We start from the raw sequence: 14,646 nt of genomic DNA on the forward strand, positions 1-14,646 counted from the left end.
CACAATCCGGGAAGAGTGACAGTTGATGAAGGATTGCGGTCACCGGAGCTGTTAAGCTGCGTGAACACCCAGGAGATAACGGAGAAATCATGATGAGCGCAATGCTCTTTTCATTTCTGCTTGCGATAACCATTCTGACGCTCACACCCGGATTTGACACCGCACTGGTGCTGCGAACCGCTATCGCGCAGGGCTGGCAGCGCGCCTGCGCCACCGCGCTCGGCGTGACGCTGGGCTGTCTGATCTGGGGAGTGGCGGTAGGCCTGGGGCTGGGTGCGCTATTGCTGGCCTCTGAAATTGCATACAACCTGCTGAAGTGGATGGGGGCGGCCTGGCTGCTCTGGCTCGGTATCAGGCTACTGCTTAAACCGCGTCAGCAACCGCTCATCGTGGACGAACAGCCTGCCAGGTCGCAGGGTTATCTGGCCTGCTTCAGTCGGGGGTTGATGGGGAATCTGCTGAATCCAAAAGTGGGCGTGTTTTACGTCACCTTCCTGCCACAGTTTATTCCGGCCGGGGCGTCAGTGGCGCTCTGGTGCACACTGATGGCGCTGGCACATATGCTGCTGGGGCTGATATGGAATGCCGTGTTAATCGGCGGCAGTCACTATTTTGCGGGTCATCTGCAAAAACCGCGGGTATTAAAGGTGATGGATCGCCTGACCGGCTGCGTGTTTATTGGATTTGCGGCGAAACTGGCGTTGTCTCGCCGCTGAGATTTAAGGTTTGGTGGCGACCAGCACGGCGCGCAGCGGAGCCGGATAGCCCTCAACCGTTTTGCTCGGATCATCGGGATCGAGGAATTCCGCCAGCGACTCGCTGGTCATCCAGTCTGTCCGACGTTGTTCTTCGGTGGTGGTCAGGGCGAAATCGACAATCCGTACATCGACAAAGCCGCTTTTCTCCAGCCAGCTTTTCAGCGCCTCGGCGGAGGGGATAAAGAAGACGTTACGCATCTGCGCATAGCGTTCACCGGGCACCAGCACCTGATTCACATCGCCCTCAATCACCAGCGTCTCCAGCACCAGTTCACCGCCGCTCACCAGCTGATTTTTCAGCTGTAACAGGTGATCCAGCGGGGAACGGCGATGGTAGAGCACACCCATCGAAAATACGGTATCAAATGCCTGTAACGCCGGTAACTGTTCAATACCCAGCGGCAGCATGTGCGCCCGGCGATCATCGTTGAGCAGCTTACGCACGGCTTCAAACTGCACCAGGAAGAGCTGCATCGGATCAATGCCGACCACCAGATGCGCACCCGCACCAATCATTCGCCACATGTGATAACCGCTGCCACAGCCAATATCCAGCACCGTCCGGCCCGCCAGCGAGGATATATGCGGCAGGACACGCTCCCATTTCCAGTCAGAACGCCACTCAGTGTTGATATGGGTGCCATAGAGGAAATAGGGCCCTTTGCGCCATGGCATCAGGTTACGCAGTAATTTCTCAATACCCTGACGATGACGATCGCTGATGTCATCGCGGTCGGCGGTGACACTATGCAGCAGGTCGAGCTTTTGCGGCTCCAGCAGCGGCAGATACTCCAGCGACTTGTACCAGTCACGGAAGTGCCCATGCAGGTTTTCACGCTGCCACTCGCTGATTTGCGCCGGTAAAACTTCCAGCCACTTCGCCAGTGGACCTACGGCAATTTGCTGATAAAAACGGCCAAAGTCGATCATTTCAACGCCACCAGAGATCCAAAATTAAAGCACTGGAACCAGAGTTCGGCGTGCGAGAAACCGGCCTGTTTCAGGCGGGCTTTATGGGCTTCGACGCTGTCAGTCAGCATCACATTTTCCAGCATGCTACGTTTCTGGCTGATTTCCAGTTCGCTGTAGCCGTTGGCGCGCTTGAAGTCATGGTGCATGTTGAACAACAGTTCACCGACTTCGGCATCTTCAAAACTGAATTTCTCCGACAGCACCAGCGCGCCACCGGGTTTAAGTCCCTGCCAGATTTTTTCCAGCAGAGCCAGACGTGCGGGTGGCTCCAGAAACTGCAGCGTAAAGTTAAGCACCACCAGCGAGGCGTTTTCTATGTCAATATCACGGATATCCGCTTCCAGCACCGTCACCGGCGTATCAGCGCGAAACGCATCCAGATGACGACGGCAACGCTCCACCATCGCCGGGGAGTTATCCACTGCGATGATCTGGCAACCCGGGACATGAATATTGCGGCGCACCGAGAGGGTGGCGGCGCCCAGCGAGCAGCCCAGGTCATAAACCGTGCTGTCGGGCGTAACAAAACGTTCTGCCAGCATGCCAATCATCGAAATGATGTTGGAATAGCCCGGCACCGAGCGCTGAATCATGTCTGGAAAGACTTCAGCTACACGCTCGTCAAAGGTCCAGTCGCCCAGTTTTGCAATGGGCGCTGAGAAGAGTTGATCGCGGTCAGACATATCGAAAATCCGAAGAGACGACGGAAAGGGCGCTATTCTCGCAGAAAGTGGGGCGGCCTGCACCCCTTAACCCAGGGCGACTTAATGGAGTGTCAGCACCAGTTCCCACGGCAGATAAATAAGATTAAAAATGACCATGCCGCACAGGGAAAACAGCGTCAGCAGCATGCCATATTTACGGCCAGCCATGGCGCTGCTGCGTAAACCCCAGGCATGGAGTAACCGGCTGATGAAAAAGAGCAGGCCAGTGAGATGCACCATCCAGATATCGGCGCCATTCATCTCCATCATCACCAGCAGCAACAGCGCCAGCGGGATAGTTTCGATGGCATTGCCGTGAATGCGAATCGCCATTTTCAGGTCGTGATAGCCGCCATCGCCATACGCCACGCGATAGAAACGGCGGTAACGCACCACGTCCAGTGTAAATTTCATTACCAGCAATGCACCCAGTACGACGTATAACGCGCTAATCATTGTCACTCCGGTATCCATCCGTAAAGTGGCTATTCTATCCAGCGTACAGCACGCTGTCCTGTGCAGTGATCAAAACAGTGATGTCTGTTGCGGCCAGTCGGGTCCATTGCCGATAGCCGGATCGATCTGCTGCAGCTGCGGCCATAGCGCCTGCACCAGCGGAAACACCTGACCCATATCGGGCGTATGCAGAAACAACATGGCGTCGCCCTGTTGCTGCCATTGCGAGAGCTTGTCACGCCAGATCTGAAACAGCGGCACGGTCTCTTCCACACTGTCGCTGCCGATAAAACGGACCATTGGCTGCGAGCCGGTTCGTAAGGCATGAGGCGGCACTTTAGGCTTCTGAGCACGGGCCACCAGCGCTGCCGGGCTTTGCGAGGTGGAGGCGTGAACCGGGCGGCTGTCCAGCATGACGCGATTGATGCCGCGCTCAAGCAATCCGCGATTCAGCGCCCGCTCTGCGTCACCTTTGGCAAAGAAAGCGGGATGGCGGACTTCGACGCCGTAGTGAAAACGACGCGGCAAACTATCCAGAAAGCGCCACAGATCGGCGATCTGCGCCGGAGAGAAGCTGGCAGGCAGCTGCAGCCAGTACTGACCGATGCGATCGGCCAGCGGCTCCATCAGGCGCAGGAAATCGGTCAGCAGGTCGTCACTGTGCTGTAGCGCCGCCTGATGGCTGATGGTGTTGGGAAACTTAAAGCAGAAGCGAAACGCATCATGCGTCATATCGCGCCAGCGCATCACCGTTTCGGTATCAGGCAGCGCATAAAGCGTGGTGTTTCCCTCTACACAATGGAAGTATCGGGCATAGTCCGCCAGGCTCGTGATACCCCAGCGTTTCCAGTGTGAATGCCCCCACTGGGGCAGGCCAATACGAAGTGTCACGCGCGCTCCTGGCGATGGGTTAAGATGCCCCATTATCTTCTATGTTCGGTCAGGTGGGCAAATGCACACAGGAAATCGGTGCTTTGGCGTGGATCTGCTTATCCTGCCTGGCTTTTTCCATTATAATGACCGCCATTTTTGCGACAGCATCGCAACAGGTAACGCGGCCGGATGCTGTCAGCTGCAGCGGCGAAGTTAAAAGGATAGTGTTATGCGTACAGAATATTGCGGACAGCTCAATCTGTCTCATGTAGGTCAGCAAGTCACGCTTTGCGGCTGGGTAAATCGCCGTCGCGATCTGGGCAGTTTGATTTTTATCGACATGCGCGACCGTGAAGGCATCGTGCAGGTGTTTTTCGATCCCGATCGTCAGGACGCATTTAAGCTGGCTTCTGAACTGCGTAACGAATTCTGCATCCAGATCACCGGCACCGTGCGTGCGCGTGATGAGAAGAATAAAAACAGCGACATGGCGACCGGCGAAGTCGAAGTGTTTGCCCAGGCGCTGACCATCATCAACCGCTCTGAGCCACTGCCGCTGGACTCTAATCAGACCAACAGCGAAGAAGCGCGCCTGAAATACCGCTATCTGGATCTGCGTCGTCCTGAGATGGTGACGCGTCTGAAGACCCGCGCGAAAATCACCAGCTTTGTTCGCCGCTTTATGGATGACGAAGGGTTCCTGGATATCGAAACCCCGATGCTGACCAAAGCGACGCCAGAAGGCGCGCGTGACTATCTGGTGCCTAGCCGGGTTCATAAAGGCAAGTTCTACGCGCTGCCGCAGTCACCGCAGCTGTTCAAACAGCTGCTGATGATGTCAGGTTTTGACCGCTACTATCAGATCGTTAAATGCTTCCGCGATGAAGATTTACGTGCCGATCGTCAGCCTGAATTTACCCAGATCGACGTTGAAACCTCCTTTATGACCGCGCCGCAGGTGCGTGAAATTATGGAGCGTTTAATCCGCAATCTGTGGCAGGACGTGCAGGGCGTTGATCTCGGCGAGTTCCCGCAGATGACCTTTGCGGAAGCGATGCATCGTTACGGTTCTGATAAGCCGGATCTGCGTAACCCGATGGAGCTGGTGGACGTGGGTGACCTGCTGAAAAATGTGGAGTTCCAGGTCTTCTCTGGCCCGGCTAACGACGAAAAAGGCCGTGTTGCGGCACTGCGTGTGCCAACCGGTGCGCAGCTGAGCCGTAAGCAGATTGATGAATATGGCAAGTTCGTAGAAATTTACGGCGCGAAAGGCCTGGCGTGGATGAAAGTCAACGTCCGCGCGGACGGCCTGGAGGGCGTGCAGAGTCCGGTTGCCAAGTTCCTGAATGCAGAAATCGTTGAAGGCATTCTGAGCCGCACCGGCGCACAGGATGGCGACATCATCTTCTTTGGCGCCGATCGCGCCAAAGTGGTTGCGGATGCACTGGGTGCGCTGCGCCTGAAAGTGGGTCGCGAGCTGAACATCACCGATGAAAAAGCCTGGGCACCGCTGTGGGTGATCGACTTCCCGATGTTCGAAGAGGACGAGGAAGGCGGTCTGGCTGCGATGCACCATCCGTTCACTGCACCAAAAGAGATGAGCGCAGAAGAGCTGGCTGCGGATCCAACCCGTGCCGTGGCGAATGCCTACGACATGGTGATCAACGGTTATGAAGTGGGCGGCGGTTCAGTGCGTATCCACAACGGCAAAATGCAGCAGACGGTGTTCAGCATTCTGGGTATTGAAGAGCACGAGCAGCGCGAGAAGTTTGGCTTCCTGCTGGATGCGCTTAAATTCGGTACACCACCGCATGCGGGCCTGGCGTTTGGTCTGGATCGCCTGACCATGCTGCTGACCGGCACCGACAACATTCGTGACGTTATTGCGTTCCCGAAAACCACGGCGGCAGCCTGCATGATGACCGAAGCGCCAAGCGAAGCGAACCCGGCTTCTCTGCTGGAACTGGGCATTCAGGTCATTAAAAAAGAAAAGCCTGAGATTAAATAATGGGCTATAAACACCCGGTTTCAGTGCTGGTGGTTATTTCGGCGCGCGATACTGGCCGGGTGTTGATGCTGCAGCGGCGTGACGATCCCTCATTCTGGCAGTCGGTTACCGGCAGCCTGGAAACGGGGGAGTCACCGCTGGCGACCGCGTGTCGTGAAGTGAATGAGGAGGTCGGCATTGACGTGCTGACTGAGCAGCTGGAGGTGGAGGATTGTCATCGTCAAATCGACTTTGAAATCTTTCCCCATTTCCGCCATCGCTATGCGCCTGATGTCACCCATAATCACGAGCACTGGTTTCGCCTGCAACTGCCGGAAGAGCGCGATGTGACGCTCACGGAGCATCTGGCGTTTCGCTGGCTGGCACCTGCTGACGCTGCAGCATTAACCCGATCATGGAGTAACCGCCAGGCAATTGAAGAATTTATCTGAATGCTCGCCATCGCCCGGTATTCCGGCGGCGGATAGATTAAATTTTATGAATCTGGTGAGTTTTAACAGGACTTCACCAATATATTGAACAGCCAGGCATCATCTACGCTGCGACGTTGTTTACCACCCGCGTGAAGTCATCAGCATACTGTTGTACGTGATGATCATGCGCGATGCTCGCCCAAAGCGGGTACACGGGTTTTTAAAAACGGTGTAAGCACCGACGGTAAACAGGCTCGCAGCCAGGATAGCCTGCACCCTGTAAAAGATCGGAGAAACGTTAAAATGGCAGGACACAGTAAGTGGGCAAACACCAAACACCGTAAGGCGGCGCAGGATGCTAAGCGCGGCAAAATCTTCACCAAAATCATTCGTGAACTGGTGACAGCGGCCAAGCTGGGCGGTGGTGATCCGGGCTCAAACCCGCGTCTGCGTGCCGCGATGGATAAAGCGCTGGCGAACAACATGACCCGCGACACCATGGATCGCGCTATCGCGCGCGGTGTGGGCGGCGATGACAACGCCAACATGGAAACCATCATTTATGAAGGTTATGGTCCAGGCGGTTCAGCCATCATGATTGAATGCCTCAGTGACAATCGTAACCGTACCGTGGGTGAAGTGCGTCACGCCTTTACCAAAACCGGTGGCAACCTGGGTACTGACGGATCCGTGGCTTACCTGTTCAACAAGAAAGGCGTGATCTCTTTTGCGCCAGGTCAGGATGAAGATGCGGTAATGGAAGCGGCCCTGGAAGCGGGCGGCGAAGACGTTGTCACCTATGACGACGGCGCGATTGATGTTTTCACCGCATGGGAAGAGATGGGCACGGTGCGTGATGCACTGGAAGCACTTGGTCTGAAAGCGGATACCGCAGAAGTGGCGATGATCCCGACGACCAAAGCCGAAATGGATGCGGAAACCGCACCAAAACTGCTGCGTCTGATCGACATGCTGGAAGATTGCGACGATGTGCAGGAGGTTTATCACAACGGTGAGATCTCCGACGAGGTGGCGGAAACGCTGTAATGGCGTCTGCCGCCCTGTTAACCGGAGAGGCGTAATGTCGATTATCCTGGGAATTGATCCCGGCTCACGCATCACCGGTTATGGTGTTATTCGTCAGACTGGCCGCCAGCTCACCTATCTGGGCAGCGGCTGTATCCGCACCAATACCACCGAGTTGCCCGCCCGTCTGAAGCTTATTTATGCGGGCGTCTGCGAAATCATCACGCAGTTTTCACCCGATTTCTTCGCCATTGAACAGGTGTTTATGGCGAAGAATGCCGACTCGGCGCTGAAGCTCGGCCAGGCGCGCGGTGCCGCCATTGTTGCCGCGGTTAACCACGATCTGCCGGTGTTTGAGTATGCCGCCCGTCAGGTGAAACAGACCGTGGTTGGCATCGGCAGCGCCGAGAAAAGTCAGGTGCAGCACATGGTGCGAACCCTGCTGAAGCTGCCCGCAAACCCGCAGGCGGATGCCGCCGATGCCCTGGCGATAGCCATCACTCATTGTCACGTGGCCCAAAACGCGGCGCGCATGAGTGACAGCAAGCTGGTGCTGACGCGCGGACGATTGCGCTCAGGTTAGCGCTTATCGCTCAGGTCTCACTCTCAGGCTGGATATTCATCCAGCCTTTTTTATGTTATAAAATCCGCCACATTCTTTAGTTAAGGAAGCATTCAGGTGATAGGTCGTTTACGGGGCAATATTCTGGAAAAGCAGCCGCCACTGGTGCTGCTTGAGGCACACGGCGTCGGCTATGAAATTTACATGCCCATGACCTGTTTTTATGAGTTGCCTGAACTTCAGCACGAAGCGGTGATTTTTACCCATTTTGTGGTGCGTGAAGATGCGCAGTTGCTGTTTGGTTTTAACAGCAAGCAGGAGCGCGCGCTGTTTCGCGAACTGATTAAAGTGAATGGCGTCGGGCCCAAGCTGGCGCTGGCGATCCTCTCCGGCATGTCGGCGCAGCAGTTTGTGACTGCCGTCGAGAAAGAAGAGATCGCATCACTCGTTAAACTGCCCGGTGTGGGCAAGAAGACGGCTGAGCGACTGGTGGTCGAGATGAAGGACCGCTTCAAAGGGATGCACGGCGACCTGTTTGGCGGCGATTCTGCGTTTACGCTCACCACGCCGAGCGCCGAGCCGGAAACCAATGATGCGGAATCCGAAGCGGTTGCAGCGCTGGTTTCACTGGGTTATAAACCGCAGGAAGCGAGCCGTATGATCAGTAAAGTCGGTCGACCGGATGCGGATTGCGAAACCCTGATCCGCGAAGCGCTACGCGCCGCCATTTGAGGTAAGTCATGATAGAAGCCGACCGCCTGATCTCCGCTGCCAGTATCAGCGAAGAAGAGGTTATTGACCGCGCGATTCGCCCGAAGATGCTGACCGAATATGTCGGTCAGCCGCAGGTGCGTGAGCAGATGGAAATATTCATCAAGGCAGCGCAACTGCGCGGCGATGCGCTCGATCATCTGTTGATCTTCGGTCCACCAGGGCTGGGTAAAACCACTCTGGCCAACATCGTGGCCAATGAGATGGGCGTCAATCTGCGCACCACATCCGGTCCGGTGCTGGAGAAGGCGGGCGATCTGGCGGCGATGCTGACCAACCTTGAGCCCCATGACGTCCTGTTTATCGATGAAATCCATCGCCTCTCACCAGTAGTGGAAGAGATACTCTACCCGGCGATGGAAGATTATCAGCTGGATATCATGATTGGTGAAGGCCCGGCTGCGCGTTCAATCAAACTCGATCTGCCGCCGTTTACGCTGATTGGTGCCACCACGCGTGCTGGCTCGCTGACCTCGCCGCTGCGCGACCGTTTTGGCATTGTGCAGCGTCTGGAGTTCTATCAGGTTAAAGATCTGCAGCATATCGTGGGTCGCAGTGCCGCCTGTCTGGGCCTGGCGCTGAGTGATGAAGGGGCATTAGAGATCGCCCGTCGCGCACGCGGCACACCGCGTATCGCCAACCGCCTGCTGCGTCGCGTTCGTGACTTCGCAGAAGTGCGGGCAAACGGTGATCTCAGCGGTGAAGTCTCCTGCAGCGCGCTGGATATGCTTAACGTTGACAGCGAAGGGTTCGATTATATGGACCGTAAACTGCTGCTGGCGATCATCGACAAATTTATGGGTGGGCCGGTGGGGCTGGACAACCTGGCTGCTGCCATTGGTGAAGAGCGGGAAACCATTGAAGATGTGATTGAACCCTTCCTGATTCAGCAGGGCTTCATTCAGCGCACACCACGTGGCCGGATGGCCACGCAGCATGCTTATCGTCACTTCGGTATGACGCGCGAAGAGTAACTACATGGCCGGTTTGCGTACCATGCTGAAGATAAACAGGATGGCAGCGCAGAGCACAACCGACGGCCCGGCAGGCGTGTCGTAGAACGCGGAGAAGGTCAGACCGCCGGTGACGGCAATCACACCGATGACCACCGCGACGCCCGCCATGCCTTCCGGTGAGCGCACGAAACGGCGTGCGGTCGCCGCCGGGATAATCAGCAGTGAGGTGATGATCAGCGCACCGACAAACTTCATCGCTACCCCAATTGTCAGCGCCGTGACCAGCATCAGAACCAACCGGGTACGCTGGATATTGACGCCATCGACCTGCGCCAGCTCCGGGCTGATGGTCATCGACAGCAACGACCGCCACTGCCACGCCATCACCAGCAGCACGATCACCACGCCGCCACCCATCATCCAGAGATCGTCGGGTGTGACCGCCAGCAGGTCGCCAAACAGATACGCCATCAGATCGACGCGCACGTTCTTCATCAGGCTGACCACCACCAGACCCAGCGACAGCGCACTGTGCGCCATAATGCCCAGCAGGGTATCAATAGCCAGATGCGGACGACGCTCCAGCCAGACCAGGCCTAGCGCCAGGCAGACAGTGACCAGAATCACCGCATAGTAAGGATTCACATTTAACAGCAGGCCAAATGCCACCCCGAGCAGAGAGGCGTGCGCCAGGGTATCGCCGAAATAGGACATCTTGCGCCAGACCACAAACGAACCCAGCGGACCGGCAGCCAGCGCTAACATCACACCGCCTATCCAGCCCGGTAATAGCAACTCAATCATGATGAACCCTGTCCTTTGCGTAAAACGATACGTCCCTGAAGGTCGTGACGGTGATTATGATGATGACGGTAAATCGCCAGCTCTTCTGCGCCACGCGGGCCAAACATCGCGATGAATTCCGGATGTTGCGAGACCGCTTCCGGGGTACCGGAACAGCAGATGTGGTGGTTAAGGCACAGCACTTCGTCAGTTTTTGCCATGACCAGATGCAGATCGTGGGAGACCATCATCACGGCGCAGTTCAGTTCCACGCGTAACTGATTAATAAGGTCATACAGCGCAACCTGACCGTTCACATCCACACCCTGCGTTGGCTCATCAAGCACCAGCAGCTGAGGCTGATTCAGCAGCGCGCGGGCCAGCAGCACACGCTGAGTTTCCCCACCCGACAGTTTTTGCAGCGGCGAATGAAGCAGGTGGCCCGCCTGCACCCGTTTCAGGGCCGGCAGAATCTCCGCGTTTTTACTGCCACGCGTCAGGCGCATAAAACGCTCTACTGTTACCGGCAGAGTAGGATCGATGTGCAGCTTCTGAGGGACATAACCAATACGCAGGCCGGGATCACGCTGAACGGAACCGGACGTCGGGGCAAGCAGGCCAAGCACCACACGCACCAGTGTTGATTTACCGGCACCGTTGGGACCCAGCAGAGTGAGGATGCGACCAGGCTGCAGGGTCAGGCTGACGCCAGACAGCACATTGCGCTGGTTAAACTTTATCGAAACGTTATCGAGTGTGACAAGTGGGGTCATAGTATTTACAGGTTGCACAGAATTTCGAATGTTATAATATCACATTCCACCTCATGGTCACGATGGAATGACGCAATATGTTACACAATAAAAAGGGCGCAATTTTCGCCTTAGGGGCTTTAACTGTTTCAGCTTTATTAACCCTTCCTGCCCAGGCAAATGTCGTGGCTTCACTCAAACCGGTAGGTTTTATCGCTGCGGCCATCGCCGATGGCGTCACGCCGGTAGAAGTGCTGCTGCCAGACGGGGCATCTGAACACGATTACTCCCTGCGACCTTCTGATGCAAAACGCTTAAAAAACGCGGACTTAGTTGTCTGGGTCGGGCCTGAAATGGAAGCCTTTATGGCGAAATCTGCAGCCGAACTTCCAGCCCAAAAAAACCTCGCCATGGTGAACATCGACGGGGTAAAACCGTTATTGATTAGCGGTGGTGAAGATGAAGAGGAACATGCAGCGGAAAAATCCGAAGATCAGGACGCAGATGCTCATCACCATCATCACGGCGAGTTTAATATGCACCTGTGGTTGTCGCCAGAGATTGCGCGCAAAACCGCGGTTGCAATCCATGGAAAATTATTGGAACTTATGCCGCAAGATAAAGCCAAACTTGACGCCAACCTCCAGCAGTTTGAGGTAGCTTTGGCGGACACGGACAAACGCGTTAGCGCACAACTTGCTCCGGTTAAAGATAAAGGATATTTCGTTTTTCACGACGCTTACACGTACTTTGAAAAGCACTACGGTCTTTCGCCCACCGGGCACTTTACCGTCAATCCTGAAATTCAACCGGGCGCTCAGCGTTTACACCAGATACGAACACAGTTGGTTGAGCAAAAGGCGGTCTGCGTCTTTGCTGAGCCACAATTCAGGCCAGCAGTCATCGATGCTGTCTCCCGTGGAACGCAGGTGCGTAAAGGCACACTCGATCCTCTGGGCACAGACATCAGCTTAGCCAAAGACAGCTATGTGAAATTCCTCTCACAACTGTCGAGCCAGTATGAAAGCTGCCTGAATGGAGCATGAGGAATAGGTAAAAGTGCAGCAGATAGCCCGCTCTGTCGCCCTCGCATTTAATAATTTGCCGCGCCCCCACCGCGTAATGCTGGGATCGTTAACTGTCGTCACTCTGGCCGTCGCTGTCTGGCGGCCTTACGTTTATCATCCCACGGATGATGTGACGCCCATCGTTAAAAACATTGAGCTGGATAAGAACACCCTCCGCACGCTGTTGCCGGAAGCCAGTGAGCCGATCGATCAAAGCACACCGGAACCGGACGAAGAGCTGCCAGCGGACGATGTGGACACCGACGCGCCGGAAATGGCTGGGGTTCACGACTACACCGTCTCATCCGGCGATACCCTGAGCAGCGCACTGAATCAGTATGGCATCGACATCAGCGACATTAACGCGCTGGTGGTAAGCGACCGGGATCTGCGTAATCTGCAGGTGGGTCAGCAACTGAGCTGGACGCTGGATGATGATGGCGGCCTGAAAACCCTGAGCTGGGAAATTTCCCGCCGCGAAACCCGCACCTATGAGCGCACCCCATCGGGTGGCTTTAAGATGGAAGCGGAGATGCAGAAGGGTGAATGGCGCAACAGCGTAATGCAGGGTGAAGTGCGCGGCAGTTTTGCCGCCAGCGCCATGCGGGCGGGATTGAGCAGTGCCGAAGCCAGCGCCGTCATTAAAGCGATGCAGTGGCAGATGGACTTCCGCAAACTGCGTGCGGGAGACCAGTTCAGCGTTCTGATGTCACGCGAAATGCTGGAGGGTAAGAGTGCACAGAGCCAGTTGCTGGGTGTGCGCCTGCGTAGCGGCGGGAAAGACTATTACGCCTTCCGCGCTGAAGATGGCAAGTTCTACGATCGCAACGGCTCCGGTCTGGCGCGCGGCTTTATGCGTTTCCCGACGGTTAAGCAGTATCGTGTCTCATCGAACTTTAATCCGCGTCGTCTTAATCCGGTGACCGGTCGCATTGCGCCGCATAAAGGCGTCGACTTTGCGCTGCCAATCGGTACGCCCGTGCTGGCAGTCGGGGATGGTGAGGTTGTCGTGGCGAAGAACGGCGGCGCTGCGGGTAACTATGTAGCTATCCGTCATGGCCGTCAGTATATGACCCGCTATATGCACATGAAGAAAGTGCTGGTGAAACCCGGTGAGAAAGTGAAGCGTGGCGACCGTATCGGGCTGTCAGGTAATACCGGACGCTCTACCGGCCCGCATCTGCATTTCGAAATCTGGATCAACAATCAGGCGGTTAACCCATTAACGGCGAAACTGCCGCGCATGGAAGGTCTGACTGGCAAAGATCGCAGTGATTATATGGCGCAGGTGAAAGCCTGGTTGCCTCAGCTGGGTCTGAAGTAAGCGAATTTCGTCAAATCGCACAAAAACCGACGGCATCTCCGTCGGTTTTTTGCTATCTGGCGCAGGATGATTGCAAATTTTCAGGTCGTCACTATCATAAGCCGGTCATTGCTTGAGGCGAGTGCATGGAAACCCGTAAAAAAAATAACACTGAATTTATTCCCGTTTTTGAACGTTCTTTTCTCAAACCTAAGTACTGGGGCAGCTGGCTGGCAATTGGTGCGCTGGCGGGTCTGGCTTATTTACCGCCGAAAGTGCGCGATCCGCTGCTGGGCCGTTTAGGCCGTTTTGCCGGTAAGCTGGCAAAGGGTGCACGTCGCCGTGCACTGATTAACCTCTATTATTGTCTGCCGGAACTGAGTGAAGCGCAGCGGGCAACGCTGGTCGATGAGATGTTTGCGACCGCACCGCAGGCAATGGCAATGATGACCGAGCTGGTGCTGCGCGATCCGGCGAGTATCCGTGAGCGTGTTGAGTGGCACGGCCGTGACATTATCGATCAGATGATGGCTGACCAGCAGAATGTGATTTTCCTGGTGCCACACGGCTGGGCGGTGGATATCCCCGCGATGTTGCTGGCGTCAGAAGGGCAGAAGATGGCGGCGATGTTCCATAATCAGAGCGACCCGCTGATGGATTATGCCTGGAATACGGCACGTCGCCGTTATGGAGGCCGGTTGCATGCCCGCAATGACGGGATTAAGCCGTTTATCAGTTCGATTCGGCAGGGGTACTGGGGCTACTATCTGCCCGATCAGGATCATGGCCCGGAGCACAGCGAGTTCGTCGATTTCTTTGCCACGTACAAAGCAACATTGCCTGCAGTCGGTCGACTGATGAAGGTGTGTCGTGCCCGCGTGGTGCCACTGTTCCCGGTTTATAACAGCGACACGCACAAGCTTGAGATTTATGTGCGTCCACCGATGGATGACCTGCTGGAAGCAGACGATCGTCAGCTGGCGCGCCGGATGAATGAAGAGGTGGAAGTGTTTGTCCGTCCGCATCCCGAGCAGTACACCTGGATCCTCAAGCTGCTGAAAACCCGCAAAGAGGGTGACATCGAACCGTATTCGCGCAAAGAGCTTTATCCGCGCAAATAGAAAAAGGCCGCTCTCGCGGCCTTTTTTGATCATGAAGTTTGCGCTACGGAGCATGCTTTGCACTAGGCCTATGCTCCATCGCTTTGGCCAGGGTCGACGTCTGAGAAAAACGACTGCGCAG

The 14,646-nt window shown here is 55.8% G+C and carries 16 protein-coding genes; 10 read left to right on the forward strand and 6 right to left on the reverse strand.

Translation table 11 applies throughout. The features are described 5' to 3' along the window. Nucleotides 1–92: 92 nt before the first annotated feature. Nucleotides 93–716: a LysE family translocator gene (locus NP77_RS10145; protein ID WP_003849184.1), complete on the forward strand. Its 624-nt coding sequence runs from the start codon at nt 93–95 to the stop codon at nt 714–716. A gap of 3 nt (nt 717–719) precedes the next feature. On the opposite strand, the gene cmoB is transcribed toward NP77_RS10145, so the two are convergent. The 4 genes from cmoB to NP77_RS10165 form a co-directional block, all read right to left on the reverse strand. Continuing rightward, complete coding sequence (cmoB, locus tag NP77_RS10150) at nt 720–1,688, reverse strand: tRNA 5-methoxyuridine(34)/uridine 5-oxyacetic acid(34) synthase CmoB (protein ID WP_039660042.1); 969 nt, start codon at nt 1,686–1,688, stop codon at nt 720–722. After that, complete coding sequence (gene cmoA / locus NP77_RS10155) at nt 1,685–2,413, reverse strand: carboxy-S-adenosyl-L-methionine synthase CmoA (protein ID WP_003849187.1); 729 nt, start codon at nt 2,411–2,413, stop codon at nt 1,685–1,687. The genes cmoB and cmoA overlap by 4 nt, the downstream gene beginning before the upstream one ends. Nucleotides 2,414–2,494: 81 nt before the next feature. Then, nucleotides 2,495–2,890, reverse strand: coding sequence for an MAPEG family protein (locus NP77_RS10160; RefSeq protein WP_039660043.1), 396 nt, complete (start codon nt 2,888–2,890; stop codon nt 2,495–2,497). Between the two features lie 69 nt (nt 2,891–2,959). Beyond that, a complete protein-coding gene (locus NP77_RS10165) occupies nt 2,960–3,781 on the reverse strand; it encodes a DUF72 domain-containing protein (protein ID WP_003849190.1) in 822 nt (273 codons plus the stop codon). Nucleotides 3,782–3,992: 211 nt separating this feature from the next. On the opposite strand from NP77_RS10165, the gene aspS reads away from it, so the two are divergent. From aspS to ruvB, 6 genes are all read left to right on the forward strand, one after another. After that, nucleotides 3,993–5,771, forward strand: a complete 1,779-nt coding sequence (gene aspS, locus NP77_RS10170) for an aspartate--tRNA ligase (RefSeq protein ID WP_008925362.1) — start codon at nt 3,993–3,995, stop codon at nt 5,769–5,771. After that, on the forward strand, nt 5,771–6,202 hold the full coding sequence (gene nudB, locus NP77_RS10175; RefSeq protein WP_003849197.1) for a dihydroneopterin triphosphate diphosphatase: 432 nt from the start codon (nt 5,771–5,773) through the stop codon (nt 6,200–6,202). The genes aspS and nudB overlap by 1 nt, the downstream gene beginning before the upstream one ends. Nucleotides 6,203–6,487: 285 nt before the next feature. Continuing rightward, nucleotides 6,488–7,231, forward strand: a complete 744-nt coding sequence (locus NP77_RS10180) for a YebC/PmpR family DNA-binding transcriptional regulator (protein ID WP_003849201.1) — start codon at nt 6,488–6,490, stop codon at nt 7,229–7,231. A gap of 34 nt (nt 7,232–7,265) precedes the next feature. Next, complete coding sequence (ruvC, locus tag NP77_RS10185; RefSeq protein ID WP_003849205.1) at nt 7,266–7,793, forward strand: crossover junction endodeoxyribonuclease RuvC; 528 nt, start codon at nt 7,266–7,268, stop codon at nt 7,791–7,793. 96 nt (nt 7,794–7,889) lie between these two features. Continuing rightward, nucleotides 7,890–8,504, forward strand: coding sequence for a Holliday junction branch migration protein RuvA (gene ruvA / locus NP77_RS10190; protein WP_003849207.1), 615 nt, complete (start codon nt 7,890–7,892; stop codon nt 8,502–8,504). An 8-nt stretch (nt 8,505–8,512) separates the two neighbouring features. Further along, nucleotides 8,513–9,517: a Holliday junction branch migration DNA helicase RuvB gene (gene ruvB / locus NP77_RS10195; protein WP_003849208.1), complete on the forward strand. Its 1,005-nt coding sequence runs from the start codon at nt 8,513–8,515 to the stop codon at nt 9,515–9,517. Here the strand turns inward: ruvB and znuB are convergent, their stop codons facing one another. Together znuB and znuC are read right to left on the reverse strand one after the other, a co-directional pair. Further along, nucleotides 9,518–10,303 (reverse strand): zinc ABC transporter permease subunit ZnuB, encoded by a 786-nt coding sequence (gene znuB / locus NP77_RS10200; RefSeq protein ID WP_003849211.1) that lies wholly within the window; start codon nt 10,301–10,303, stop codon nt 9,518–9,520. It lies immediately after the preceding gene. After that, a complete protein-coding gene (gene znuC / locus NP77_RS10205) occupies nt 10,300–11,055 on the reverse strand; it encodes a zinc ABC transporter ATP-binding protein ZnuC (protein WP_003849212.1) in 756 nt (251 codons plus the stop codon). Before znuC ends, znuB begins: the two co-directional genes overlap by 4 nt. Nucleotides 11,056–11,132: 77 nt before the next feature. On the opposite strand from znuC, the gene znuA reads away from it, so the two are divergent. The 3 genes from znuA to lpxM all read left to right on the forward strand — a co-directional run bounded on the left by znuA (nt 11,133) and on the right by lpxM (nt 14,525). After that, nucleotides 11,133–12,080 carry a zinc ABC transporter substrate-binding protein ZnuA gene (gene znuA, locus NP77_RS10210; RefSeq protein WP_039660044.1) on the forward strand — a complete coding sequence of 316 codons (948 nt, stop codon included), beginning with the start codon at nt 11,133–11,135 and terminating at the stop codon, nt 12,078–12,080. Nucleotides 12,081–12,093: 13 nt separating this feature from the next. Next, the gene (gene mepM, locus NP77_RS10215) at nt 12,094–13,425 is read left to right on the forward strand and encodes a murein DD-endopeptidase MepM (protein WP_008925361.1); all 1,332 of its coding nucleotides are present in this window, start codon (nt 12,094–12,096) and stop codon (nt 13,423–13,425) included. 125 nt (nt 13,426–13,550) lie between these two features. After that, nucleotides 13,551–14,525, forward strand: coding sequence for a lauroyl-Kdo(2)-lipid IV(A) myristoyltransferase (lpxM, locus tag NP77_RS10220; RefSeq protein ID WP_008925360.1), 975 nt, complete (start codon nt 13,551–13,553; stop codon nt 14,523–14,525). The last annotated feature ends 121 nt before the right edge of the window (nt 14,526–14,646 follow it).

The organism is Pantoea sp. MBLJ3 (genome assembly GCF_000816655.1).
Lineage (GTDB): Bacteria > Pseudomonadota > Gammaproteobacteria > Enterobacterales > Enterobacteriaceae > Pantoea > Pantoea eucalypti.

Bases quoted from the DNA above. Each gene is read 5' to 3' on its own strand.
- NP77_RS10145 (WP_003849184.1), top strand. From the start codon at position 93: ATGAGCGCAATGCTCTTTTCATTTCTGCTTGCGATAACCATTCTGACG.
- cmoB (WP_039660042.1), bottom strand. From the start codon at position 1,688: ATGATCGACTTTGGCCGTTTTTATCAGCAAATTGCCGTAGGTCCACTG.
- cmoA (WP_003849187.1), bottom strand. From the start codon at position 2,413: ATGTCTGACCGCGATCAACTCTTCTCAGCGCCCATTGCAAAACTGGGC.
- NP77_RS10160 (WP_039660043.1), bottom strand. From the start codon at position 2,890: ATGATTAGCGCGTTATACGTCGTACTGGGTGCATTGCTGGTAATGAAA.
- aspS (WP_008925362.1), top strand. From the start codon at position 3,993: ATGCGTACAGAATATTGCGGACAGCTCAATCTGTCTCATGTAGGTCAG.
- nudB (WP_003849197.1), top strand. From the start codon at position 5,771: ATGGGCTATAAACACCCGGTTTCAGTGCTGGTGGTTATTTCGGCGCGC.
- NP77_RS10180 (WP_003849201.1), top strand. From the start codon at position 6,488: ATGGCAGGACACAGTAAGTGGGCAAACACCAAACACCGTAAGGCGGCG.
- ruvC (WP_003849205.1), top strand. From the start codon at position 7,266: ATGTCGATTATCCTGGGAATTGATCCCGGCTCACGCATCACCGGTTAT.
- ruvB (WP_003849208.1), top strand. From the start codon at position 8,513: ATGATAGAAGCCGACCGCCTGATCTCCGCTGCCAGTATCAGCGAAGAA.
- znuB (WP_003849211.1), bottom strand. From the start codon at position 10,303: ATGATTGAGTTGCTATTACCGGGCTGGATAGGCGGTGTGATGTTAGCG.
- znuC (WP_003849212.1), bottom strand. From the start codon at position 11,055: ATGACCCCACTTGTCACACTCGATAACGTTTCGATAAAGTTTAACCAG.
- znuA (WP_039660044.1), top strand. From the start codon at position 11,133: ATGTTACACAATAAAAAGGGCGCAATTTTCGCCTTAGGGGCTTTAACT.
- lpxM (WP_008925360.1), top strand. From the start codon at position 13,551: ATGGAAACCCGTAAAAAAAATAACACTGAATTTATTCCCGTTTTTGAA.